The organism is Asaia sp. BMEF1 (assembly GCF_051628905.1).
Classification (GTDB): Bacteria; Pseudomonadota; Alphaproteobacteria; order Acetobacterales; family Acetobacteraceae; genus Asaia.
This window is the reverse complement of the sequence record NZ_CP157575.1, coordinates 2,729,445-2,755,315: the sequence shown is the minus strand read 5'-3', so window position 1 is coordinate 2,755,315 and position 25,871 is coordinate 2,729,445. Positions and strand designations below refer to the sequence as shown.

The window sequence follows — 25,871 nt, the reverse complement described above, 5'->3', positions numbered from 1 at the left end:
ACACGGTCTCTGAAACCCTGTCGGACGCGCGGTTATGCTGCCAACGACCAAGCGTCGGCGGCAATGTAAGTACCCCTCAGACCTCCGAAGTTTTTTTACGGGAAGAGGGCTTTTTGGCTGCTTTGCCCGCAGCTGCGCTGCCGGTTTCGAGACCTGCCGTACGCGGCAGGATTTCGAGACGGAATGCCTCAAGCGGAGCCAGGGATTCAGCCTCAAGCGTTTCGCCACCGGAAACCGGACCAAGACGTGTACCGTCGGTGAAGGTGGCGTGCACGACCAGATCGAATTTCTCTTCCGCTCCGTTCTTCAGGCGGATGCAGAGACCGAGAATTGGCAGGGCCATACCGCGCGAGCCGCAATACTGACCGGCCTCGGCCCATGGAGAGAGCCATCCCTTGCCCAGCACAGCCTGATATTCGATATCTTCAGGGGCAACGAGGCTCTGCGGGGCAATGCCGAAACCCTCGATCCAGTTCTGGCTGTCGGGTTCACCCATCCATTCGCCGATTGACGCCAAGACGTCGCCGCGGCGCTGAACATGAGCGGCCACTTCCGGCTTGAAATCGGGATGAACTGCCTGAGCCGGTGCTGCGCCCTGCGCGGGGGCCACAGCACCTTGCGCCGCCGCAGGAGCGACAGGCTCACCGGAAAGACGAGCGACCTGAATGCCCGGCGCAGGCAGGGTGCTATCGGGCGCCTGATAGGTCGTGACGAGGATTTGGGCAGGACCGCGCGACACACGTACCAGAGCAGCCCCTGCGCCTGCGCCATGACTGGCGCTGATCACACCGTCGTCATCGATCGTGGTGATGGACACGATGCCGGCAGGCATGTTCGGCGCTTGCGTGACGGTTACAGCGGGGTAGCCATTGACGGATTGCGACGCATATTCGGCGGGCAGAAAAACACAGTACAACCCCGCGTCAAATGTCATCAAAGACCCATGGACCTTGAGCTGAACTACCTGATCCTGCCCGGGAGAACTCGTCGAGTTAGACATCTATACTTACCCACCACTCAATTGAACTTGTAGAAAAGATGCAGGTAGACCGAAGCTGGTCACATCTCGTTAAGAAATTTCGCAAGCTATATCATCTGATATGGAACTCTTAAAGTCGTATCCTTCAATGTGATAAGTGTAGCAAGAAATTACTCAATAATGACACTGGCATACCGAGAGGCACCACTGCCCCCCTACCGGTTCTCTGGATACGTTCGGACTGCGCTCCCAGATCGAAACTGACAGCTTTCAATCCGGCGCTCCACAAGTTGGAAAGAGCAAAACACCAGGTTTCAGGCCAGACAGAAGGAATAAGACCGAGATCGCAGTCAAAAGAGTTTATGACGCGGATGGCTTCGTCTTCTCTGTACTCACCGGAAACCATCGCATGGCCTGTCGCTATGAGCCGTTCATCGTCGATCGAATAACCCGCAATCACGTAATCGAGCGGCAGACTGCGCCGCGCTGCGTCTTCTGCAAGTTGCAAGACGATATCGAAGCCTTTTTCCTTGCCGATCGCGCCGGGCACACAGATGCGACGGCGTCGATGATCCCGCGGCCGAGCTGATCTGAGCGGGGGATAGTCAGCCTCTTCGAGCGGCTGAGTGGCCACCTCAAGGCCAGGAAAATGGCGACGCATGCGACGCTGAAGATCATGCGACCCGGCAATGACCGTATTCGCCCCATGCAATACCTTGCCTGAACGGGCCACGAGTTCCGATACCGAGAGATCGCCGTCGATCAGCGAACCCTGCTGCGCGACACAGCTCTCGCACCCGGCAATCGACGGTTCACCGCAATAACGCTGGTTAGGGCCGACCAGACAGATGCGCGGGCAAAACCAGATATAGTCGTGCAACACGACATCCCATTTCAGCTCGAGCGCCGCTGCCAGGTCTTCCATACCGGGAGCATGCCCAAGCAGATGATGCCACTCGATGCGAGCTGCTTTCATGCGCCGCAGGATCGTGACGAAATCAAGCCACTCATGAGGCAAACCGAAAACCAGATTCGTGACGTCCCCGCCGCAATCCTCGATGCGACAGCCTGTCTGGTGCGGGCGAAGAACAAGAACCTGAGTTCCGGATTTTTCCGCTTCCGCGCGTCGCTGCTGCACCACACGCTCGACACCGCCACCGGAATCGTGAGTCACAATAATCAGGCACGAGCTGGCTGTCTTACGGCGGGTGATCATACGTACGAGACCGACATTACGCCGCACGAGGGCCAGCGGATCGGCCTTGATGAACGCAGCGACATCCCGTTCGTAGCCAGGATGAAGCAGGTTGAGCATGTGCAGATTACGCTCAAGCAGCAGGCTGCGGGTGCGGCCAAACGAGACCGAACCCACGTGGCGTACGAAGAGATCGGTCGCGGCCACATGCCGCCATCCCAACGCAGTCGCCCGGCAACAGAAGTCGTTTTCCTCTCCGTAGCCCTGGGCGAAGATCTCTGTATTGAGCAGGCCTACCTGACGCAGGCAATCACCTCGTATCGCCATGCAGAAACCGTTCCCCGTCGGTAAATCGATCAATCTCGTAGAAGGAAGAGAAGCGAAAATCCGATCGGTCGCCCGACCGGTTGCCAAATCCGGGGTCGGGTTAGGTCTGCTGACCGAAGGATAAGAGAGGATCGTGGCATCGTTCGAAAACGGCGTAACGGTCCCGATTTTTTCATCACGGTCGAGCCAGGCGCGTAGACGCCCCACTCCGCTTCGCGGCAAGAGTGCATCGCTATTAAGCAGAATGACGTCGCGGCCTCCTGCCTCCACGAGCCCAGCATTTGCACTCGCCGTAAAACCACGATTTTTCTTATGCCGAATGAGCGTGATCGACCCGTCTCGCGCCATCAAGTCGAGATAAGCAGTCAAGGCTGGCTCGGGTGACGCGTCATCGACAACCAGACATTCCACGTCATCGTGGCCATCCAGAAGAACGGCCTCGATGCAGGCTTTGGTCAGAAGCGCATCCCGATAGGCGGGAATTACGATCAGACATCCCGGTGAACGCAACGCGATCTGCGGTTTTACGTGTGACTTCTTTCGTCCTGGACGCGCAGGAATACACCCCTGATCGAGCAGGTCCATGACCACAGGGCCGATCGGACTACCGGTGAGAGGAATGCCGTAGCGGTCGGCAAGCGAGATCTCCACTCTCGGCAACTCGGAAAGCGGGATATCGAAATGGCGCGGTCGCGCGAGAGGCTTCTCGAGGCGAGCCTCATGCTCGATCTGTGTCGCGATCAGGTCGAACCGTTCCTCACCCGCGTCAATAAGAACATGAGGTGTGAAATCCGGGTCTGCCGGATACCAGATCCAGCCCTCGAGACGATGGTTGCGTATGGTGGCAAAGCCCTGAACGGTTCTGATGGCGCCCAGTGAAATCGGCGACCCGTAGAGCCCTTCGTCGCCCATCGTGACGGTCAGGCTTCGGGCTGTCTTCCAGCTCTCTGGCAGGACATGAGGAAGCGACGCATCCTCTGCAACGACCTGCCCGTCCAGCTCGATCCTGACAGGCGCCGGCGCCTCCCCCTGCACGATTCCCTCATTACTGGTGGCACACCAGCCGGGACGGCCCGATCTTGCCGTGAAAAACAGGATCCAGGGCCGGACTTCCTGGGCTGGCGCATAGTGCCCAAGCATTTTCCCGAAGACTTCTACCGCGTCTTCGAGCCGATCCATATGAGACAAGGCAATCGCCCGGCCAACATGCGCCTTGCGCATGATGAAACGCTCTGTGATCCACGTCAGGGCCTCATGAGCGTGAGCCCAGCGCTCGGCAGAGAGAAGGGCCATGCCGTAAGCAAAAATGACATTGGGGTCGTGACGGGCCATGCGTGCGGCACGCCCAAGCCAGTAGAGCGCCTGAACCTGGTCACCGGCCTGCACGGCATCGGTGCCAAGGCGATAAGCCTCCTGCGCTCTGGCATCGTGCCATCTCTGCCACTCAGCACGATCTTTGGCCGTGACAACATGGCCATAGCCGGATTCGACAGGAGGTGGCCGTCTCGCCTGAGGCCGCGGCCGTTCAGACACGCCCACCCAGACGTCGTTCGAGCTTTGCCAGTTCTGCCTCGGCATCGGAAACGCCCTGTGCCTGGGCACGCTCCAGCCAGATCCGCGCTTCCACAGGATTGACCTCGCCCGCAAGACCGCGCTTCAGATAGCGGCCAAGCATCAGCTGCCCCAATGCGTGACCGCGTTCTGCGGCAGAGCGGAAGCAGCGCTGCGCCTCGTGCCGATCGACAGCCACGTCATGCCCCCCTCCCAGCATTGCCCCTGCGGCAAACATGGCCTCGACACTCCCGAGAGCAGCGGCATCGCGATACAGAACGAGAGCACTGGCGTGATCCTTGCCTCCGGGCGCCCGGCCGGAAACCAGAATCTGAGCAAGCAGGATCATGGCCTCGGTCATGCGCGCGCTGGCAGCCTTACCAAGCCAGTCGATGGCGAGGCCGATATCCTCTTCGAGGCCACGCCCTTCGAGATACATGCGCCCAAGCCAGTATTGCGCATTCACGACGCCATCCGCGGCACGTTGCATCCAGTAAGCCGCCCTCACCTCGTCGCGCTCGGTGCCGACACCTTCGGCATAGCAGACACCGACATTGAACGCACCGACCAGATCGCCATTCTCGGCTGCCTGAAGAAAACGCTTCTGCATGGCCCGCCGGCCTTCTTCGGACCCGATCCCGGTAAGCGCCAGATTACCGAGATCGGCATCGGCAACGCGATCGCCGCACTCAGCGGAGACGCGAAACCACTTGGCGGCTTCATCGGGGTCTCGGTGTACGCCGGTGCCAGTCAGATAAAGCAGACCGAGCCCTCTTGCCGCAGGGCCGTGACCCAGCTCTGCCGCAACCTGATACCACATGGCCGCTTCGAGATAATTCGGGGCCATGTCCTCGCCCCGGACATGCAGATCGCCAAGAAGGGCGGCGGCCTCTGCGTCTTTTCCCAGAGCCGCCCGGCGAAGCCAGGTTTCCGCCCTGTCGAGCCGACGCGCGACGCCTTTACCCTGGAGAAGATAGAGCGCAAATCGGGTCTGGGCCTGAACGATGCCGCGCTCGGCCGCTTTTTCGAAATAACGGGCGGCAGCGGCAAAATCCTGTGCCTGGCCAATCCCCTGCTCATTGATCCAGCCAAGAAAGTAATATGCCGTCGCAAGACCGGCATCGGCTGCGAGGATCAGCTGGGCTGTGCCGCGCTCAAGATCGTCCGCTGATTGCGGATCGGTGTGGAGCGCCATCCCAAGACCAAGATGACCTTGCGCGGAATTGGCGGCAGCCGCTTTTTCGTACCAGTCGCGTGCCTGTGCAAGATCGCGCAGTTCTTCTGGCCCATTGGTCAGGACGTAGCCCAGCAGAGCCTGTGCATCGGGCTGTCCCGCTTCAGCGGCGAGACGACTCCAATGAGCGGATTTTACAAAATCGGGAACACGCGGCCGCTCCTTGCCATCACGCATGATGCTAGGGCGATTTTCATCGAAATCTTCCGGGAAACCAACGAGGTAGAGCGTGGCAAGAGTCACTCTCGCCTGAACATGGCCAGCTTCTGCCGCCTTGCGTATCCAGCGCGTACCGTCCTCGAGGCTTGGCGGCGTCCCCCAACCCTCGAGATAGGCCTTGCCTGTGCGGTACTGGGCCTCGACATTGCCTTGCTGAGCCAGCTGACCCAGAGCCGTGAAGCCCTGAACCACATTTTCGCCGGACTCGATCTGGTCAATCGCCTGTTTGAGTCGGGCATCACGCGAGACTATCGATGCCAGACGTGTCTTCAGAGCCAACCCACTCTCCTTTTCGGCAGAACCGCCGTGCTCAAGACGGCTCGCGCATCCCGTTGGTTGCTGCCGGAATGAACTTGCTGAAGAAATACTGCATCATCGTGCGCTTGCCGACCTGGATATCAGCCGTAACGGGCATGCCCGGCGTCGGATGGAAGAAGCTCGGCACGCCATGCAGCGTGTAACGGTCGATACGAAGTCTTACGCGGTAAAAGCCGCTCTGTGACGGATCGTCATCACCGGAGGGTGGCTGACCCGAAGCAGCACTTTTCATATCGCCCGGCGTAAAGGAATCGGCGCTGATTAGACGCACAGTGCCTTCAGCTCCCCCATACTGCGTGTAGGGAAAGGTCGAGAATTTCAGCAGAGCATGATCGCCCAGCTTTACGAAGCCAGCATCGTTACCACGCAGCACCGCCTCCATTTCAAGAGCAGCGCCGGTCGGAACGATCGCCATCAGCATCTGTGCCGGGGAGATGATCGAGCCTACCGACAGCTTGGCAATATTGAGTACCACACCATCATCGGGTGCCTTGAGTAATACAAGCTTGTTGCGTAACGCAGCCTTGTCGTATTCGCCCACCGACTCATCGACGTGATGCTGCACTTCGGTCAGCTGCGTGTAGACCTGCGCCTTCCAGTTCTGGGTATAGGCGTCACGCTCAGCCTGAGTTGCAGCGAGCTTCGCGCGCGTCGAGGCCGCGGTCTGCTGTGCCTCGATCTGGGCACGTTCGGCATCCATCAACTCGCTCTGCGCCCCAAGGGTCGAAAGCTTGCTGCCTACCTGATCGGCCTGAAGACGGCGACGCATCTGCAAAACCTCATTGGCGACGCGGCCACGGCTTTGATGCATGGCCGCGCTCGCCAGCGCCCCGGTTATTTGGCTCTGTAGCGCCGCAATTTCCTGGTCGAACTGGGCGATCTTCGCAGTATACTCAGCTTTGCGACGCTCATAAGAGGCGGCTTCGCGGACCGAGTAGCTATCGCTCAGATCGGGCGTGTAAGGCTTGCCATCCGCCTCGGCATGCAAGCGCGCCAGCGTCGCCTGATAGGAATCTCGCTGCGCCTTCAGATTGACGATATCGGCCTTTGAGAGCGTCGGGTCGAGATGGGCCAGAACCTGGCCTTTCTTGACATACTGCCCGAGCTCGACGTCGATCGACCGGATGATCGACATTTCGAGTGGCTGGATGATCAGATCACGATCGACAGCCACCAGCCTGCCCGGCGTGCTGACCACCTTGTTGAGCGGAAAGACGGAAGCCGCCGTCAGCCCGGCCAGAAACATTGCGCCGACGATCCAGATGATGTAGCGCGCCGATGCCGTGGGCGGCATGTTGACCATCGCGGCACTGGGCGAATGGAACTCGAGCAAAGCAAGCGGCATGCCCTGCTGAGCAAACGGGTCATCTGCCGGACGAGGTACGTGAGGCTGGATTTCACGACCTTCGTCTTTCCCGTTTTCGGGAACAATATCCTTATTGCTCACGGCTTATTCCTCATCCATCAGCATGGGATCGTCATTCTGGTCGGTCTGATCGCTCTGTCCACCACGTGCCCTGTGCTCATGACGGTTCTGCTGCATCCAGAGCATGCGATAGATCTCGCACCGTTCTAGCAGCACGCCATGCGGGGCCACATCGACCACCTTGCCCTTGTCCATCACGCAGATCTGATGACAATCGACCAGCGATGACAGACGGTGAGACACGATCACCATCGTGCGGCCCTTGCCGATGCGCTGGAGATTGGCATTGACCAGCGCTTCGCTTTCCGGATCGAGGGCGGAAGTCGCCTCATCGAGGATCATGAGCTTGGGATCGCTGATCACAGCGCGGGCAATCGCTAGACGCTGTCTCTGACCACCCGAGATGTTGGTCGATCCTTCCTCAATTGGCGTGTCGTAGCCTGCGGGCATGCGATCGATGAATTCCTCGGCCCCCGCCAGACGGGCGGCACGAATGACATCATCCATCGTGTAACCGGGACGCCCGGCCGTGATGTTGTCTCGCACTGAGCCGCGGAACAGGAAGTTATCCTGAAGCACGACGCCGAAGGAACGACGCAGATGGCTAAGATTGACTTCGCGCAACTCTACGCCATCGAGACGCAGATAACCGGTATAGTTGCGGCTCACGCCCTGCAGCAGACGCGTGACGGTCGACTTGCCTGAGCCCGAACGGCCGACAAGCCCGAGCATGGTGCCTGCCGGAATTTCAAAATTGACGTCGTTAAGCGCCTTGATCGTGGTGCCTGGATAGCTGAAATCGACCTGGGAAAACGACAACGCACCCTTGATGGGGGGCCGAAGCCCGGACGTGAGCGCCTTGGTTTCGGTCGGTTGATTCAACACAAGCCCTGCCTCTGCAAGTGACGTCATGACCTCGTTGACGTCTTCCAGAATCTTGGCCAACCCGACCAGTGGCGCCGCCACACGGCCGCCAAGCATCATGAAGGCCATGAGTGCGCCGGGCTGGATACTGCTCGACCCTGAGAGGATGAGGTAGGCGCCGACGAGAATGATGCCACGATTGATAAACATGTCGAGCGGCATGACGAGCGTGGAAGGCCAGTTCTGCATGCGCCCGGCAGCCAGCTTCCAGCGGATCACTTCGGCGGTCGTCTCATCCCATTTCTCGCGGCGCGTTGGCTCAAGGGCCAGCGTCTTGACGGTGCGAATACCGGCAATTGTCTCATAGAGAATGGAAGAACGCTCCATCTCGGCATTGATCATCTTGTTATAGACGCGCGTCATGGGCGGCAGGAAGATGACGATGATCAAGCCGATGAGCCCCGCGCAGGCCACGGTCAGCCAGGCAAGCGTCGAACTCATCAGGAACAGGATCGGCAGGATCACGATCAGGGTGAACATATCCAGGAAGGTGGACATGAGCTTGCCGGTCAGGAAGTCGCGCACCTTGTAGATGGCCATGTACCGGCCAAGAATACGCCCCGTCTGCTCACGCTCGTAGAATTCGAGCGGCAGGGCAAGAAGACGGTTGAAGGCGTGAAGCGAAATACGCGTATCGACACGCGTCGTCATGACAAGCGTGAGCTCGCGGCGGCCATACATCAGGAGCGTTTCGTAGAAACTCAGAATAGCAACGATGGCCGTGATCGACACGAGCGTCGACATCGAATGGTAGTTCACCACGCGGTCGATGACCTGCATCACGATAAGCGCCGGGAAGATCTGCAGGATCGACAGCACCATCGAGGCGAAGAGAATGTCACGCAGCGACTGCTTTTCACGCATGACAATTCTGGCGAACCACATCAGATCGAAAGGCGCGTCTGCTTCTGAAAGATCCTTGCGCCGCTTCACCAGCAGGATATCGCCCGTCCAGACCTGCGAGAGACGCAGTTCATCAACTGCGACAGGAATGCTGCCCTCATCGCCGAGCGGATCACGCAGCCAGACGATATTCTTTTCGGGGTCGGCGCGCACCATGAGAGCCGCGGAGCCATCGCGGAACATCAGAACGATTGGCGGCGTATTCTGCATCCGCACCAGAAAGCGCCATTTGATGCGCATTCCCTTCGCGACAGCACCGTTTTCATTCAGCCAGCGCGCCAGAGAAGCCGGAGACGGAGATGCCTCACCGGGTTCTGCGGCGAAATCACGGATATCGAGATCCAGCCCGTGATATTTTGCTGCCGCCATCGCAGCGCGCAATCGGATATAGACGGGGTTCTGGTTTTCGCTGTCCGCAGCGAGGCCATCACGTTGCTTCACGAAGCTTCCTCTTGTGTTTCACTTAGCCGCTCAGACTCCAGGCCGCCCGAATAGCGCAAAAACCCCTCCTCGTGTCGAGCAGGAATTTCCAGTTTTATCTCAAGTCATAGAAATTGCTGAACTACGCACCTGATCTCTTCATATTCCGTAACCGATATTGTGTAAATTCCTGAACAACCCTCATTAAAATACATAACATCTAAAATTCGTAACGCGCTCTGACCAGAACATCCTGTTCCAGCATTTGCCTGACATGAGTTTTCCGATCCACCGCACAGGAAATCACCACAAAGGAGTACAAAGGACAGCTGCCTCGTACGCGATCGAGGAAAAGCTGATGCAGCGCGGCTATCAGGGGATTTTGGCCCAGGCAGCACAAGCAAGAGGCCCCATGCCGGCTCCTCAAGGCGATAGCGCCGGGCACGTCACGGCTCACAAGCCAGGACGACGAGAGGCTCTGTCCGCCCGTTTCAGGAGCAAGGCGCAACAACGCCCCGTTTCCAGCGTCACGGGACGTCGGGGGCCCATCTCGCTCTGCGCTTGCCTGAATCACAAGGGGAATGCGCCCGCTTCCTGACATGGCTTTCTCCTTCCTGTGAGAGAGTGACCCGGAGTATAGCAATCGAAAGCCACTCTGGACATAACCGGGCACCTCTGAAAAAAGCAGGCTGCCGCAGCTTTCTTAGCGGCGATGCCCCGATCGTGCCTGATCCTGACGACGAGACCAATTGCCATCATGACACGCCCCCATCTGCTCGATGCCCTGCGCGACCATGTCCTGCTTTGTGACGGAGGCATGGGCTCGCGCATCCAGATGCTCGATCTCGAGGTGGAGCGCGATTACTGGGGGCAGGAGAACTGCACCGAGATTCTCACCCTTTCACGCCCGGAACTGATCCGCGAGATTCATCGCGGCTATTTCGAAGTCGGCGCGGATATGGTCGAAACCAACACCTTCGGCGGCTCGATCGTGACCCTCGCCGAGTTTGGCCTGCAGGACCGGGCACGCGAGATCAACCGCCGCTCGGCCGAGCTGGCACGCGAGGCCGCCGAGACGTTCAGCGACGGGCGTCACCGCTATGTCGTGGGCTCCATCGGGCCGGGCACGAAACTGCCCAGCCTGGCCAATATCGATTACGACACGCTCGAAGCCGGTATCATCGAGCAATGCCGCGGCCTGATCGATGGCGGCGTCGACGCCTTTCTCATCGAGACCTGCCAGGACACGTTGCAGATCAAAGCTGCCGTCAACGCCGCCAAGGCAGCGCGACGCGAGCTTGGCTCGGATGCGCCGATTTTCGTTCAGGTGACGGTTGAGACCACCGGTACGCTGCTGGTCGGCCCCGACATTGCGGCGGCTGCCACCACCATTCACGCCCTCGACGTGCCGCTGATCGGCATGAACTGCGCCACCGGGCCGCAGGAAATGGCCGAGCATGTCAAATGGCTCTCCGAAAACTGGCCCGGCCTGATCTCGATCCAGCCCAATGCCGGACTGCCCGAACTGGTCAACGGCACAACCCACTACCCGCTCTCTCCGGGAGAGATGGCGAGCTGGGTCGATCGCTTCATCACTGAGGACGGGCTGAACCTCGTTGGCGGGTGCTGCGGCACCTCCACCCCGCATATTCAGGCACTGGATGAAATGCTGCGCCGCCGAGGTGGCAGCACCTTCCATCGCCCTGCCCCGGTCAAGCGCATTCACCACTGGGTGCCGTCCGTGGCGAGCCTCTACAGCCAGACGCCGCTCCGTCAGGAGAACTCCTATTTCTCGATCGGCGAGCGCTGCAACGCCAACGGCTCGAAGAAGTGGCGGGAATTGCAGGAAGCCGGTGACTGGGATGGCTGCGTCGCCGTAGGGCGCGAGCAGGCCGCAGAAGGCTCGAATGCGCTCGATCTCTGCACCGCTTTCGTCGGTCGCAACGAAATCGCCGAAATGAACGAGGTCGTGACGCGCTTCACCTCATCGGTGAACGCGCCGCTGGTGATCGATTCAACCGAAACGCCGGTCATCGAGGCCGCGCTCAAGCTGCATGGCGGCAAACCCATCATCAACTCCATCAATTTCGAAGATGGCGAGGGTCACGCCGAAGACCGCATGATTCTGGCGCGCAAATTCGGTGCCGCCGTCATCGCCCTGACCATCGATGAAGTCGGTATGGCCAAGACGGCCGAAGACAAGCTGCGCATTGCCGAGCGTCTCGTCGATTTTGCCTGCACCAGACACGGTCTGCCCCAATCCGATCTGATGATCGACCCGCTGACCTTCACCATCGCCACCGGCGTGGAAGACGACCGCAAGCTGGGCGTCTGGACACTGGACGGCATTCGGATGATCCGCGAACGATTCCCGGACATCCAGATCATTCTCGGCCTGTCGAACATCTCTTTCGGCCTCAACCCCGCAGCCCGGGCCGTGCTGAATTCGGTGTTTCTCGATCATGCGGTCAAGGCCGGTATGACGGGTGCCATCGTGCATGTCAGCAAGATCCGCCCGCTCCATCTGATCGCTGCGGAAGAGGTGAAAGTCGCTGAAGATCTGATTTTCGATCGTCGCAGCGAGGATTACGATCCGCTTCAGAAGCTGCTGGAGCTTTTCGCAGGCCGTAAAGCCGCCGATGCCGTGCAGAAGCGCCGCGCCGAAACGCCCGCCGGGCGCCTGAAAGATCGCATCGTCGACGGCGACCGCAAGGGGATTGAAGACGATCTGGCTGCGGCGATGGAAGAAATGCCGCCGCTCGACATCATCAACACCGTCCTGCTCGACGGCATGAAGGTGGTCGGCGAGCTGTTCGGCGCGGGCAAGATGCAGCTTCCGTTCGTGCTGCAATCCGCCGAAACCATGAAGACCGCTGTGGCCTGGCTCGAGCCCTACATGGAGCGCGTCGAAGGTCAGGCGCGTGGTACGATGGTGCTCGCCACGGTCAAGGGCGACGTGCATGATATCGGCAAGAATCTGGTCGATATCATCCTGACCAATAACGGCTATCGCGTCATCAATCTGGGCATCAAGGTGCCTCTGGCCGACATGATTGCCGCGACCAAGGAGCATAATGCCCATGCCATCGGCATGTCGGGGCTTCTGGTCAAATCGACCGTGATCATGCGCGAAAACCTCGAGGAAATGGCGCGACAAGGCATCGACGTTCCGGTTTTTCTTGGCGGCGCCGCCCTGACCCGCAATTACGTAGAAGAGGAATGCGCCCGCTCCTATGGCAATGACGCCCCCGGTCGTGTGGCCTATGCCCGCGATGCCTTTGACGGGCTCTCGCTGATGGACAAGGTCGTCAACAACCAGTTCGACGATTATCTGACCGCCATCCAGACGAGGCGTGCGGGCAAGAGCCAGCGCAAGACCGAACGGGCGCCCGAAATCGCCGAAACGCGCGGCTTCACGCCCATCGACCCGGAACAGGCACGCGCCCGCCGTGCGCGCGTTGCGGGATCGGTGCCGGTTTCGACCCCGCCCTTCTGGGGCGCTCGCGTTGTGGAGTCGGCTCCGGCTGCGGTTCTGCCCTTCCTCAATGAGCGCTCGCTCTATCAGTTCCAGTGGGGGTTCAGAAAGCAGGGGCGCTCGCTCGACGAATTCATGACCTACGCCAAGCAGGAGCTACGCCCTGTTCTGAAGCGGATGCTGGCGCTGTGCGCGGAAGAGGAAATTCTTAAACCACAGGCCATTTATGGCTATTGGAAAGCCGCCGGCGACGGCAATGATCTTGTACTGTTCGAAGAAGACGGCATAACCGAAGCGGCTCGTTTCGCACTGCCGCGCCAGCCGCGTGAAGACGGCGAATGCATTGCCGATTTCGTGCGTGACATCGGCGAGTCAGAGCGCGATGTGATCGGCTTGCAGGTCGTGACCGTCGGGCAGAAGGCGTCGGATCTGGCGCGCGACTGGTTCGAGGCCAATCGCTATCAGGATTACCTCTATCTGCACGGGCTTTCGGTCGAAATGGCTGAGGCTATGGCGGAATATACGCATAAGCGTATCCGTGCAGAACTTGGTTTTGCTGCGGAAGACGACCGCGACATGGAGAAGATGCTGGGGCAGTCCTATCGCGGCTCGCGCTATTCCTTCGGTTATCCGGCCTGCCCGCGTCTGGAGGATCAGGAGCCCATCCTGAAATTGCTGGGCGCGGAACGCATCGGCGTGTCGCTTTCGGACGGCTATCAGCTTCATCCCGAGCAATCGACATCGGCCCTCGTCATTCTCAACCCGCGGGCGAAGTATTTCACGGTCTAACTCGAGTGTGATGCCGGGTTTACGTCCGGCATCGGCAATACTGGAGCCCATATGAATTACTGGCGCAATCAGACATATCACTCCTGTTGATTGCGCCGCCCCTTGCGAGGGGGAAAAGACAAAAAAGGGATCGCGATGTCGGAGAGGTTCGCAGCATTACATACCCCTGAAATCAGGGAGCGTGCCGATCGCATCGCCGCATTTCTCGCCCTTACCAGTGTAGATGACGCCCCGAACCGGATCGATCTCGTCTGCCTGGCAGGCAATGGCGTTCTGGCCTGTGTCGATCACGCCGCAAGCCTTGCACGTCAACATGGCTGTCTTTTGCTGATAACGGGAGGGATCGGCCACTCGACCGAGCCGTTGATGAAGGCCCTCGCTGCGCGTCTGAACTGCGCGCCTTCGGCCCTTGCCGGTCTCTCCGAGGCCGAACTGGTCTCGCGTCTCATCACCTCGGACGCGCTTGTTTCGCACGATCAGATCATTCTGGAGACCAGCTCGACCAATACCGGTGAAAACGCCACCTTTACGCGTGAAACACTGGATGAACTCGGGCTCACGCCGCATCATATCGAGCTTATTCAGGACCCACTACTTCAGCGGCGCACGGAAGCAACGTTCCGCCATGTGTGGCAGGATACGCAAACCCGCTTCTTCTCATCGCCGCCTTTCGTGCCGCGCCTTGGCGACACGCAGACGGCGGAATCATGGACTGAAGAACGATATCTTTCCTTGTTGCTAGGCGAAATTCCTCGCCTTCACGACAACGAAGAAGGTTACGGCCCGAAAGGGAAAGGCTTTATCGGTCACGTCGAGATCCCCCAGGAGATTCTCGACGATCACGCGGCTCTTGCGAGCATTTTCGCTGCCCAAGCCGGACGCTAGGTCAGTCAGGAGCCACGGAATGACGATCCCGTAGCTCCACAAGAACCTCAATAGGCGTAGGCAAGTCCTGCACGCAGCGTCAAACCGTTCTGTATGCCGCTTGACACCACTTTCTCGGAAATCTGTCCTTCGCTGGTGTTCTGATAGCGCGAGCGGTAGCTATCGTGACCGTAAGACGTATAGGCGTAGTCTCCCCCAGCAGTCAGATGCCAGTGACGAGCCATACGATAATCCACGCCCAGACCACCTTCCCAACGCGGACGAGTGGCTGATCTGCTCACACGGTAAGTCGTGGTATCGAGGATCTCGGCCCAGCCAAAACGGCCACGAAGCACAAGGCGGTCTGTCAGAGCATAATCGGCATTCAGGCCAAGTCCTACGAAGAACGCGTTCTGCCCCCCGAATGAATAAGACCCGTAGCTGTCATACCCCCCCCTGCACGAAAGGCGTGACAAGCGCCTTGTCATTCAGGAGAAGAAATCCCTTGCCGATTTCTCCACGTGTGTAGGTTGAGCGCGCATCATCTCCGCCTCCCATTCGCCAGGAATCCTGACTGTAAGAAGATGTGTAGCTATGGGCATACTTGTCGTTACGCGTTCCCGCGCCAAGACGGAAAAGCGCCGAAGCATAAACGTTATGTACGTGCCCGAGATCGAACATGTTGGCAGCATCGACCTGAAACCCTGGCACCCATCCAATACGCCGCGATCGCGATTGCGAAGTGTAACTACGTGGGCCGTACCATCGGCCGCCAGTGCTTTGCGACTGCGATCCAAAGCCCCCAACGAGATTATCGAAAATCCCTGCCATGGACAGCCCGACTTCACGATTGACCGCAACGACAGGCAGTGGGTCGGCCAGAGCCGTCGAGACGGTCAGGATGGAGGCAAAAGAGAGCACGAGACGTGAAACTTTACGCATGAGGATTCCAGAAAGAAACAAAATGTATCTCTCTGGAACTCAATCCCAGCGCCCAGTCAATGTTTCGACGAGGCAATCAAACGAAAGTTATCATTCGTTATAAAAAGGATAATCCGTGTACCCCTCTTCACCCCGGCTGTACCACGTTTTCATATTGTCCGCCTGAAGCGGAAGATCGCGCTCCAGACGCTCTGGAAGATCAGGGTTCGCAATGAATTTACGACCGAAAGCGATGGCGTCTGCGGTGCAGTTAGCGACCGTTTCGAGCGCCTCCTCCCGTGTATAGTCCTGATTCAGGACTAGAGCATTCCTGAATACTTCACGAATCGTACCATGCAGCTTCGGCTGGTCGGTCTTGCCGAAAGTGCCGTTCGGTCCGGGTTCGCGCAGTTCGAGAAAGCCGACCCCCAGATCGTTAAGTAGTTTGGCGGCGGGCACGAAGACCTTTTCCGGGGCGCTGTCGATGCAGCCCTGGGTATCACCATTGGGCGAGAGACGTACTGATACGCGCTCGGCGCCGATAGTCGCGATTATCCGTTCGGTAACTTCACGAAGCAGGCGGATACGGTTCTCGGGTGAGCCGCCATATTCGTCCTCGCGATGATTGGTGCCATCGCGCAGGAACTCATCGATCAGATAGCCATTAGCCGCGTGAATCTGCACGCCATCGAAGCCAGCCTCGATCGCGTTACGAGCTGCCACTTCATATTCGCCCAGGATACGGGAGATATCGTCCTTCGTCAGCGCCCGCGCCTGCTCGGGGTCCTGCTTGCCATCATAGGTGTGGAGCTGCCCCGGTGCGGAAGTCGGCGAGCTTGAGACAGGCTGTTGCCCGGTCACACTGGAATGCACCATGCGGCCCATATGCCAGAGCTGGACGACAATCTTGCCACCCTTGTCATGTACGGCCTTCGTGATTGGCTTCCAGGCCTCGACCTGTTCGGCAGACCAGATACCCGGCGCATAGGGCCAGCCAAGACCTTCGCGGCTGATACCGGTCGCCTCGGAGATGATGAGCCCCGCAGAGGCGCGCTGTGCATAATACTCGGCCATGATCGGCGTCGGCACATGCTCGCGCGTCCCGCGGCCGCGCGTCAGCGGCGACATGAGTATGCGGTTCTTCGCGTCGATAGCGCCAAGCTGGATCGGATCGAACAGAGTTGTCATAATGCTGTGTCCTCATGAACCCGTGGGGGTTTAATTCGATTTTGATCGAACAATATCAGGAATGGGGACGCGTCTGCCTCAAGACAACCCCTCCCCCGCATTTTTTGGAACCGGACGACGCCGATGGCTGACTATGACCACCCCGCTTCAGAAAGCCTGACCCTGCTGGGCGTCCTGCGCGGTCTGGCCGACCCGATCCGTCTTGAAATCGTTCAGCACCTCGGTTCGGTTCCCGAAGCCAGTTGTGCCGCCCTGCTTGGCGACCGGCCACGATCGAGCATGTCTCATCATTTTCAGGTGCTTCGAGAGAGCGGACTGGTGCAGACGCGCATCCAAGGCGTGCAGCATTTCAACTCGCTGCGCAAAGCCGATCTCGACCTGCGCTTTCCCGGTCTCATGGATGCCGTTCTTGCAGGATAGGCAGTCGCAGGCCGCACCGTAAAACAACAAGCGTCCAAACGCGAAAGGTACGAGACAATGCCCCGTTTTCTGCTTTCCTGGCATGGCACGATTCTCTGTCACGACACCACGCGACTCTTTCTCGCTCTCCCGGCAATGGCTGCCACGGGTTTTGCGCGACCCGTGTTGCTCGACGAGGCGAACGATCTTGTGGAAGGACCTTCTTCCATCACTGTTGTCTCTGGCGTCGCTCATGATTTCCCCGATGCCATCGGGTTGGGCTCAGGGGGGGGCTTTCTGACTGCCATCCCGGATGAAACCCTTCGCCTCAGTGAGGCCTGCGACAGATGGGAGCAGTTTCTGCCCTTGTCTCTCGACATGCTTCCTGCGCTGAACGCCCTCACCTCCCGGAGCTGGATGGATCGGGAGGGCCATGTTGCACGTGGAAGGCTGGTAGAGTTTACACTTGTGCTTGGAGAGATGCGGGTCACCCCGTACGGTTTCGAAGCGGCGCCTGACGGCACGTTGCATCACACGATAACCAATTATTTTCTGCGTCCCTGGCCTGACGAGAAAGTCGCGCGCGCCCTCTCTGCCGGCCTCGCCGCACTCCAGATCGGCAAAACGGATCGGGAAACGATCTGGGCCCAATTGCCTGAACTGGCCAGGCAGATCACGCTGGTACTCGCCGAGCCCGACCAGCCCGGCCATCTCTACTATCTCGCGCGTCTCTGCACGTTGGTCGGGCTCTTCGCAGAGGCCGATCTCTGTCTGGAAGCGCTTGCAGGCGCCATGAACGAGGCAGATCGTCTCTGGGCCCGATCCATAGTCGCCAAAAGCGCTGAGGATGAGGAGGCGGCCATACTCCTTCTCAGCAAGGCTTTTACCCTCGGTGGCAGAGCGACGCTCGACGACGCCGCAATTGAACATGGCGTTGCGCGCATCTTTTCCAGAGATGACACACACAGAGATTTCATGGGTATTCTCGGCAAGATCCGCGGGGTCTCCTTCAATGACGCCTTCGATCTGGCGCTTGTCCCCGGCAAGCTCTCACCCCACGCCTCTCATGAAACGAAAGCCGCGTATTACGAAGCTCTTGAAGCAAGCTGGTGTACCTGCCCACAGGCCGGACGATCCGCGTTCATCACCCGGGAAGCGCGCCTGAACGGCGTATCGCACTCACTACGCCTGATCCAGGGTCACGACTCCTGGCTCAACGGTGAGGTTGCAGAAGCCAACGCACATTACGACGCTGCGCGCATCCTGGCCGTTCAGAACGGATTCGAGTTTATGCATTTCAATTGCGGCGCCTATTCCTGGCTGACCGATACGCCTCGCCCGCCCGAACCCTATGCTTTGAGCGTTGCTTCCTGGCGATGGCATTGGGCATCACTTCCCGAAACGTCTCCTGAAATCTGTCTCGTTGCGGGATGCGACGCTACCTATTTCCGCTTCGTGCCCAAGCTGCTGGCCTCGCTGATTCAGGCTACTGCGAATGCTGAACCACCTGCCTTCTTCCATCTGGTGCTCGGCATTGCTGACCCCAGCGACGAGCAGGTGACCTTTCTCAAGGCATGCAGCGCCGCCCTTGTCGAAAAAAACCTCAACGTGCGGATCAGCTTTGCCTGCGGGCCCTTGAGCTATCCGGATGGAGCAAGCTTTTCCTGCATACGCTATCTGATCCTGCCCGAAATCGCGAAACGGCACGCCTGTCCCGTGCTGACCCTCGATATCGACGCCATGATCCCGCGCGAATTTCCAGGTCTCGTAAGCACGCTCAAGGCCAATTACGATTACGGCTTTCGACTCTATGCCTTCGACCGGGAAGGACGCCAGTTTTTCGGGGAGCCATGGGGTTTCGGCGCTGGCGTCTCGTATTTTGGCGAGGCCGACCGACTGCCGCAGATCGCTCAGGCGCTGCACGACTATATCATTACCGCCTATAGGGCGTCGAACACGACCAATTGGTGCGTCGATCAATGCGCGCTCTCGGGCGTCTATCACCGTTACATCGCGCCGCGCTGGAACACGTTGCGTATGCGCTTCATGGATGACGATCCGGCGATTATCGTCATGCCGCATCATGTCAGCATGGACAAACAGGCCTTCGGTGCATGGAACGGTATCGTGGATATGGCGCCGGTTTACAGCGCCCTTGGCATTGACCCTGAGCTGGCCGGTCGGCTGGGGAAACCAGCCTAAAGGAGCCCGTGCTCTGCAACCTCGCTGCGGATCAGCTGAAACCTGCTCTTTTCATGCTTAGAGGTATCCGCGCGGCCCTGACCTCGTCAGGGCTCCTGAGCATCAGGGTGCAAGGACGAATTGCGCCACGACCTGATTGGTCTCAGGGTTCCAGATCACGATGCGGTCCCCCTGCGGGCCATTGATCTGCACCGAAACAGACCCATCGGGCCTGACGGCTTCGGCGACGATCCGCCCGCCACCGGCAAGCACGAAACGGGGTGCCTCTCCTTGAGATACCGAGAGAGAGAGATCCTGCGTGGCCAAGGCAGGCTTTCTGTGGCCGGGGGACATGGCGCGGTGCACGATCACCCCGATGAGCCCCGCTGTTCCCAGCACGATCAGGACGCCCATAATGACGACGGCTGCGGTGAGTGCGCGTGAAACCTTGGGCGGGGGCGTATCCATGGCGACAAACGATCCTAATTGCTAAAGGGGCGCATGACCGACGCCAGCGCCAACACGTCCACCCGATTCGATTTCACCGTAACGCCCGAACAGGCGGGGCAGCGCCTCGACCGCTTTCTGGCCGATGCGATCGGTTCCCTCTCCCGCTCGCGCGTCAAATCCCTGATCGAAGCCGGGCAGGTTTTCTGCGATGGCGCCATCATACGCGAGCCTTCGGAAACCACCAGAGCAGGGCGCCAGATCGCCCTGATCGTGCCGCCTGCGGCTCCGGCACGCCCACAGGCGGAAGACCATGCCCTGCCGATTATTTTCGAAGATCGAGACCTGATCGTTCTCGACAAGCCCGCCGGGCTGGTGGTGCATCCGGCACCGGGAAACGAGACCGGCACGCTGGTCAATGCGCTGCTCGGTCATTGTGGCGAAGACCTGGAAGGAATCGGGGGCGAGAAACGCCCGGGAATCGTTCATCGTCTAGACAAGGATACGTCAGGGCTGATGGTCGTGGCCAAGACACCCATGGCGCATAATGCCCTATCGGAAGCCTTTGCCGCTCGCGATATCGACCGCTCCTATCTGGCGCTCGCCTGGGGATTGCTGCCCTCTGCCGTCAGCTATGATGGGGCGATAGGTCGTGACAAGCGAGACCGCAAGCGCATGACCGTGGTGACGCAGGGAGGCAAGCACGCGCTGACCCATGTGCGCTGCCTCGAGGCGTTCGATGCCTCGGTAAGCCTCATAAGCTGTAAGCTCGCCACGGGGCGTACCCATCAGATCAGGGTCCACCTCTCTCAGGCCGGACACCCGCTTCTGGGCGATCCGGTCTATCTGCGGCGCATCCCTGCCGCAGCAAGAGGTTTACGCGAAACCGGGCGAAGGGCGGCGCTCGATTTTCCGCGTCAGGCCCTGCACGCGGCGCGTCTGGGGTTTACCCATCCGCGCACGAAAGAGGCGCTGCTTTTCACCTCCGAGTCACCTGAAGATTTCCAGATTCTGCTACGAACCCTGCGTGGGGGTTAATTAGGAGTAATGTAGTACGTTTTCTTGACAGCAAAAACGCGGTATGATCTGCTCCTAGTCAATCCGACGAAGTGACGCGCCGCCGGAATGGACGTACCGTCTGGCATCGCTCATGCAGAGGGTGCCGTGCGGGGACGAAAATCCTTCCCTAACCCAGCGTCACCCGGTGAAGGGAACTCTGACGGCCACATGCCGTAGTTAATGTTCCTCACTGCACCGGGCGAAAGGAGTTGCAGCCCAATGGCCTCTTCCGCCGTTTTGTCCCTTGGTCCTGAAAGCAATCTCACCCGCTATCTTCAGGAAATCCGTAAATTCCCTATCCTGAGCCCACAGGAAGAGGTCGAACTTGCCCGCCGTTGGCGTGACCGTGAAGAAGATGCCGCAGCCCACAAGCTCGTCACCTCTCACCTCCGCCTCGTCGCCAAGATCGCCATGGGCTATCGTGGCTACGGCCTGCCGCTGAACGAACTGATCAGCGAAGGCAATATCGGCATGATGCAGGCGGTCAAACGCTTCGACCCCGATCGTGGCTTCCGTCTTGCCACATACGCCATGTGGTGGATCCGTGCGGCGATGCAAGAGTATATCCTGCATAGCTGGTCGCTGGTGAAAATGGGCACCACCGCTTCGCAGAAAAAGCTGTTCTTCAACCTGCGTCGCCTCAAAGGGCAGATGCAGGCCATCGATGACGGCGATCTCAAACCTGAGCAGGTCGACAAGATTGCGACCACGCTCGGCGTCCCCGAGCAGGACGTCGTCTCGATGAACCAGCGTCTCTCGGCGCCCGATCACAGCCTGAATGCCCCGCTGCGCAGCGATAGCGAAGGTGAGTGGCAGGACTGGCTGGTTGACGATCAGGAGAGCCAGGAGACCACGCTGGGCGAAGCCGAGGAAATGAGCGGCCGTCAGGCACTCTTGACCGAGGCGATGAAGTCGCTCAACGAGCGCGAGCGTCACATCCTGACCGAGCGCCGCCTCAAGGACGACCCGTCGACTCTTGAAGAGCTTTCTCATGAATACGGCGTGTCGCGCGAGCGGATCCGCCAGATCGAGGCACGCGCCTTCGAGAAGCTGCAAAAAGCCATGGCGGCGGAAGTCGAACTGCGCCGCAAGCAGGACGAGGGTATTTCGCTCCGCGACCGCGTGACCGACTGAGATGAATAAAGGGCGTCTGCTCAAGGCTGGACGCCCTTATTTCTCGCTATCGGTGACTGTTAGAACCCTTGCGCTTAGCCGATGACGAAGCAGCTCTATCTTCGCCTCGAAATGCTGCTTCTTTTCTGTGGTGGGCCGCTTCTCATCCTGGCGATCAGACGCCCCTTCATTCTTTTCGCCACACTATGGGTCGGGGCACTGATCGCGTTCCTCACCCTCCGCCACCAGCTACCCAACCCGCATCAGCCGCGCCGCGAGATCAGGGCGATCTTCCTGCGATTCGCCGTTTTTGCCCCGCTGCTCACAGTAGGCGCCTGGTGGCTATGGCCCGCATATTTCCTTGAGCTACCGCGCAATAAACCGGGTTTCTGGCTTCTCATCCTGCTCCTCTACCCTCTGCTTTCCGTATGGCCTCAGGAGATGCTGTATCGCGCCTTTCTCTTCAGGCGCTATCGCCTGCTGCTCAACACGGCTTCAGCGCGTATCATGACCAGCGCCGCTGCGTTCGGCTTTGCGCATGTGATCTTTCTGAACTGGATCGCCATCGTTCTAACAACGGCGGGAGGGGCGCTTTTCGCGCTGGACTATGAGCGTCACCGCTCGCTGCGCCTCTCCTGCCTCGAACATAGTCTTTATGGCTGCCTGATCTTCACCATCGGTATGGGCCGGTTCTTCTATACCGGGGCCGCATGGCATCATGGCTGAGCGCTCTCAGCGCGGCTTGAGGCCGGCCTCCTGACGCACACGCTCCTGAAGCACGACAAAATCGCGCTCCGCGTCGCCCGCGCTGATGGCGCTGATCAGCCTGTCGCGCATGACCGAGGCAAAAGGCAGGGCGACGCCCTGCTCGCCTCCGGCATCGAGAAACATCTTCACGTCCTTCAGCCCCAGCGTGACCGGCGCGCCCGGATGGTCGTATTTCTGCTCTACCATCAACCTGCCGTAGTTCTTGTGTACCGGCGCCGTATAGAAGCTGTTGGTCATGATCTCGAAAAGCAGCTGCGGGTCGGTGCCAAGCTTTTCGTTGACGGTAAAGACCTCGGCCATCTGCTCGATGGTTGAATAGATCATGAAATTCAGCGACAGCTTGACCAGATTGGCCTGAACCGGATCTGCACCAGCCTCGAAAACACGCTGCCCCAATGGAGCGAAAAGCGGTTTTGCCCTGACGAGCTGATCGACGGCACCGGCAACGATGATGAAGAGAGACCCTTCTTCGGCGGCGGTCGGTCGGCCCAGCACATTGGCACTGACGTAGTTCTGTTCACGCTCCCCGTGACCATCACGCAGGCGCCTTGCCTGGGCGAGTGAAAGCGTACTGCAACAGATATGGAGCCCGTCCGCACGCAGGCCTTCGGCGATGCCCTGCGGGCCAAATGTCGCGTACTCGGTCGTCTCATCGTCGAACAGCATCGAAAAGACGATCTCGGAGCGTCGTGCCACCTCAGCAGGGCTTTGCGCGACATAGGCCCCTTTCGCCGCCAGCCCGTCGGCCTTGCTGCGCGTGCGGTTCCACACGGTCAGGCTGTGACCCTCCTCCAGCAGACGTCGGGCCATCGCTTGCCCCATGGCACCCAACCCCACGAATCCGATTTCCATGCCGTATCTCCTTTTCTGACGAACGCCCCTGATCTCCGAATGGGACCCGTCGGAGAAAGTTCTATCGCCTCAGGCTTTGGCATTCTTGCGCTTGTGCGCCATTAATCGACTCATGTGCGCCAATGAGCTTCTCTCTCCCCCCGATATTGCTCCGAACGATAGGGGCTTCTGGCTTGGCGGCGGAACGCTCGCGCAGGATACGAGACGCATCGCCCCGCGGCATCATCATGCACACGGACAGATTTTCGGCATCGAAAGCGGTGTCATGGTGTTTCATACCGAGCGGGCGTTCTGGTCGGTCGGCCCCGGTCAGGTGCTGTGGCTCCCGCATGACCTACCACACGAGGCACGCTCGCATGGTGCCATCGCGGGATGGACGCTTTATCTTCACCCTGCCCGCAGCGTGGCTCTGCCGGATACGCCCTTTCTGACGGAAGGCACGCCCCTTCTCAACGCGCAGGCAGAACGCCTGGCCCGCACGACGCAAGGGAAGGCTATATCCGGCCCGACATCGCGTCTGGCCGAAACCTTCTGGGATGAGTGGATCGCCTTGCCCCGAAAAAAAGCGGCTCTCGTCATACCCTCCGACCCGCGCCTCCGACGTGTAACAGACCAACTGGAGACAATGCCTGACGACAAGCGTACTCAGGCAGAATGGGCAGAACATGCGGGCATGTCCCTCCGCTCCTTTGTGCGACATTTCAGAGCGGACACCGGTACAGGCTTTGCCTCATGGCTTCAGAAACTGCGTATGATCGAGGCTCAACGAAGACTGGCCCGTGGCGAGCGCGTTACGGATGTCGCGCTCGCTGTCGGTTATGAAAGCACTGGCGCCTTTTCCTCCATATTCAGGCGCATAACCGGATATCGTCCGAGCCGGTTTGCGGCATCTGTCTCATCTTCTTCTGAATTCGATAGGGTCCATTGTGAACCACTTGCACCAGAAGACGACCTCCATGTGCTCTGTGACGTTCGGGAATAACTATCTCGGCACTTCCTTGCGTCCAGCGCGTCAGCCCATGTTCAGGAACACACCAGCCACGGAGAGCAGGAGCTCGAAAATCGATCTCGATCCCGCTACCCTGCATTCGCTCCTCGAACAAAATACTGCTGACAAGAACCCCTAACCGGCGTCTGTCATCGACAAAACTGCCCATTGAGTCGCAAGGTCGACCGCTGCGCGAACGAATAAAGAGGCGATCGATATTTGCCTCCACCTCGAAAACAGGCATGCCATTTTGTGACGCGCAAACCGGAAGCGGCGTACCATCAGCTTTTACAACCTGAAGGGCTGGATCGTTTGTCACCATGAGCTTGTTATCGTCACTCACAACATGATCCTCATCCAGACGATCGACCAGCGAACGGTAAAGAGGTTCGACAAAACTACGCTCGGTACGGATCGGATATGCCGATGCCGGGTCCAGGCTCGATGTCGCATCCTGCTCGACATGCTCGAACCATGAAGCATTGTCGCCCGGAAGGTAGCTCTCCGTGTAGAGATTCTCGGCGATGATCACCTCGTGCCGTGGCGTACCCAGGTGATAATAGTCGTAGGTCGGCTTCGTTTTATCGTAAAAGATGCTCTCACCATTAACGAGCAGCCGTATCGGCACGAGAGCATTCTCCACGAACACACAATGCTCTGCCGTCAGCCACAGATCGCGCCTCGGATTTTCGTGGCCTAAAGCATGCGCCCTGATGCAGACAGGCCACCCGGATTCATCTGCACCCAGAAGCCCTGAGCGATCCACGTTTCGCATTCCCCTACCGATGAAAACGAGATCGCTGAATCTGTGCTTGCCCTCTTCACGAACCAGAAGTTTATCGCCCAGCTTCAGTTTTTCGACAGACACATAACCGTTTCTGGTCAGGATAAGGCTACCCGCGAGAAAACATGGTTCCGGTTTGGGAACTGAGAGGCCTTTGACTGAAAAGCCGACATTTCCGTCATGGATCCAACCGATATTCACGATACTACCTTGCGGATACCCCGGCTGACTGTAGCTTTTGAAGTTCATCTGAAAATGCCTGCCCGGCCTGGCCCAGGCCTCGATAGTCACGATACGCCCGGTCCCGTCCTGAACGATGTAATCGGCATAAGCGCTATCATCGTCTTTGACGCCACTCTCCCACCATTCAGCATAGAATTTACGGGATTGATGGGCCGGGATACGATCTGGCGCATCGAATGCCATCTGGTACCGTCCCCAATTCGAGCGTACCATATCGTAATCGGTGTCATTATAAAGCGTGATGTATCCGCCTTGCCCCACAGTATCTCACTCCAAAAAACGACCAGCTCGCGAGAAGAGGGCA

Annotated in this window: 18 protein-coding genes and 1 pseudogene; 8 read left to right on the top strand and 11 right to left on the bottom strand. The window is 59.1% G+C overall.

Translation table 11 applies throughout. The annotated features are described in order from the left end of the window. Window positions 1-76 precede the first annotated feature (76 nt). The 5 genes from ABHV46_RS12220 to ABHV46_RS12200 form a co-directional block, all read right to left on the bottom strand. Window positions 77-934: a hypothetical protein gene (locus ABHV46_RS12220; protein WP_336946807.1), complete on the bottom strand. Its 858-nt coding sequence runs from the start codon at window positions 932-934 to the stop codon at window positions 77-79. Between the two features lie 190 nt (window positions 935-1,124). Next, window positions 1,125-4,034: a glycosyltransferase gene (locus tag ABHV46_RS12215; protein WP_438381686.1), complete on the bottom strand. Its 2,910-nt coding sequence runs from the start codon at window positions 4,032-4,034 to the stop codon at window positions 1,125-1,127. Then, window positions 4,027-5,784 (bottom strand): tetratricopeptide repeat protein, encoded by a 1,758-nt coding sequence (locus ABHV46_RS12210; RefSeq protein ID WP_438381685.1) that lies wholly within the window; start codon window positions 5,782-5,784, stop codon window positions 4,027-4,029. Before ABHV46_RS12210 ends, ABHV46_RS12215 begins: the two co-directional genes overlap by 8 nt. Window positions 5,785-5,815: 31 nt before the next feature. Next, entirely contained in the window at window positions 5,816-7,270 is a 1,455-nt protein-coding gene (locus tag ABHV46_RS12205) for an HlyD family type I secretion periplasmic adaptor subunit (protein WP_438381684.1), read from the bottom strand. Between the two features lie 3 nt (window positions 7,271-7,273). Further along, the gene (locus ABHV46_RS12200; protein WP_438384388.1) at window positions 7,274-9,445 is read right to left on the bottom strand and encodes a peptidase domain-containing ABC transporter; all 2,172 of its coding nucleotides are present in this window, start codon (window positions 9,443-9,445) and stop codon (window positions 7,274-7,276) included. Window positions 9,446-10,250: 805 nt separating this feature from the next. Here ABHV46_RS12200 and metH point away from each other — a divergent pair. Both metH and ABHV46_RS12190 read left to right on the top strand, forming a co-directional pair. Next, a complete protein-coding gene (metH, locus tag ABHV46_RS12195; protein ID WP_438384386.1) occupies window positions 10,251-13,760 on the top strand; it encodes a methionine synthase in 3,510 nt (1,169 codons plus the stop codon). A gap of 135 nt (window positions 13,761-13,895) precedes the next feature. Beyond that, window positions 13,896-14,645: a YdcF family protein gene (locus tag ABHV46_RS12190; RefSeq protein WP_438381683.1), complete on the top strand. Its 750-nt coding sequence runs from the start codon at window positions 13,896-13,898 to the stop codon at window positions 14,643-14,645. A gap of 47 nt (window positions 14,646-14,692) precedes the next feature. Here the strand turns inward: ABHV46_RS12190 and ABHV46_RS12185 are convergent, their stop codons facing one another. The 3 genes from ABHV46_RS12185 to ABHV46_RS12175 all read right to left on the bottom strand — a co-directional run bounded on the left by ABHV46_RS12185 (window position 14,693) and on the right by ABHV46_RS12175 (window position 16,733). Further along, on the bottom strand, window positions 14,693-15,100 hold the full coding sequence (locus ABHV46_RS12185) for an outer membrane protein (protein ID WP_438381682.1): 408 nt from the start codon (window positions 15,098-15,100) through the stop codon (window positions 14,693-14,695). Continuing rightward, window positions 15,069-15,566, bottom strand: coding sequence for a hypothetical protein (locus tag ABHV46_RS12180; RefSeq protein ID WP_438381681.1), 498 nt, complete (start codon window positions 15,564-15,566; stop codon window positions 15,069-15,071). The genes ABHV46_RS12185 and ABHV46_RS12180 overlap by 32 nt, the downstream gene beginning before the upstream one ends. Before the next feature lie 90 nt (window positions 15,567-15,656). Next, on the bottom strand, window positions 15,657-16,733 hold the full coding sequence (locus ABHV46_RS12175; RefSeq protein ID WP_438381679.1) for an alkene reductase: 1,077 nt from the start codon (window positions 16,731-16,733) through the stop codon (window positions 15,657-15,659). 123 nt (window positions 16,734-16,856) lie between these two features. Here ABHV46_RS12175 and ABHV46_RS12170 point away from each other — a divergent pair, with 123 nt between their 5' ends. Both ABHV46_RS12170 and ABHV46_RS12165 read left to right on the top strand, forming a co-directional pair. Beyond that, entirely contained in the window at window positions 16,857-17,153 is a 297-nt protein-coding gene (locus ABHV46_RS12170) for an ArsR/SmtB family transcription factor (RefSeq protein ID WP_336946800.1), read from the top strand. Window positions 17,154-17,210: 57 nt separating this feature from the next. Continuing rightward, a complete protein-coding gene (locus ABHV46_RS12165) occupies window positions 17,211-19,334 on the top strand; it encodes a hypothetical protein (RefSeq protein ID WP_438381678.1) in 2,124 nt (707 codons plus the stop codon). 102 nt (window positions 19,335-19,436) lie between these two features. On the opposite strand, the gene ABHV46_RS12160 is transcribed toward ABHV46_RS12165, so the two are convergent. Continuing rightward, window positions 19,437-19,781: a hypothetical protein gene (locus ABHV46_RS12160; protein WP_438381677.1), complete on the bottom strand. Its 345-nt coding sequence runs from the start codon at window positions 19,779-19,781 to the stop codon at window positions 19,437-19,439. Window positions 19,782-19,814: 33 nt separating this feature from the next. Here ABHV46_RS12160 and ABHV46_RS12155 point away from each other — a divergent pair, with 33 nt between their 5' ends. The 3 genes from ABHV46_RS12155 to ABHV46_RS12145 all read left to right on the top strand — a co-directional run bounded on the left by ABHV46_RS12155 (window position 19,815) and on the right by ABHV46_RS12145 (window position 22,658). Next, window positions 19,815-20,798, top strand: coding sequence for an RluA family pseudouridine synthase (locus ABHV46_RS12155; protein ID WP_438381676.1), 984 nt, complete (start codon window positions 19,815-19,817; stop codon window positions 20,796-20,798). Between the two features lie 240 nt (window positions 20,799-21,038). Then, the gene (gene rpoH / locus ABHV46_RS12150; protein ID WP_336946796.1) at window positions 21,039-21,953 is read left to right on the top strand and encodes an RNA polymerase sigma factor RpoH; all 915 of its coding nucleotides are present in this window, start codon (window positions 21,039-21,041) and stop codon (window positions 21,951-21,953) included. Window positions 21,954-22,034: 81 nt separating this feature from the next. Next, window positions 22,035-22,658: a CPBP family glutamic-type intramembrane protease gene (locus tag ABHV46_RS12145; protein WP_438381675.1), complete on the top strand. Its 624-nt coding sequence runs from the start codon at window positions 22,035-22,037 to the stop codon at window positions 22,656-22,658. Between the two features lie 6 nt (window positions 22,659-22,664). Here ABHV46_RS12145 and ABHV46_RS12140 read toward each other — a convergent pair whose 3' ends face one another. After that, window positions 22,665-23,552, bottom strand: a complete 888-nt coding sequence (locus ABHV46_RS12140; RefSeq protein WP_438381674.1) for an NAD(P)-dependent oxidoreductase — start codon at window positions 23,550-23,552, stop codon at window positions 22,665-22,667. Between the two features lie 112 nt (window positions 23,553-23,664). On the opposite strand from ABHV46_RS12140, the gene ABHV46_RS12135 reads away from it, so the two are divergent. Continuing rightward, window positions 23,665-24,534 (top strand): AraC family transcriptional regulator, encoded by an 870-nt coding sequence (locus ABHV46_RS12135; protein WP_438381673.1) that lies wholly within the window; start codon window positions 23,665-23,667, stop codon window positions 24,532-24,534. 550 nt (window positions 24,535-25,084) lie between these two features. On the opposite strand, the pseudogene ABHV46_RS12130 reads toward ABHV46_RS12135, so the two are convergent. Beyond that, a pseudogene (locus tag ABHV46_RS12130) lies at window positions 25,085-25,573 on the bottom strand (Hint domain-containing protein); the annotation flags it as partial. Window positions 25,574-25,871 lie beyond the last annotated feature (298 nt).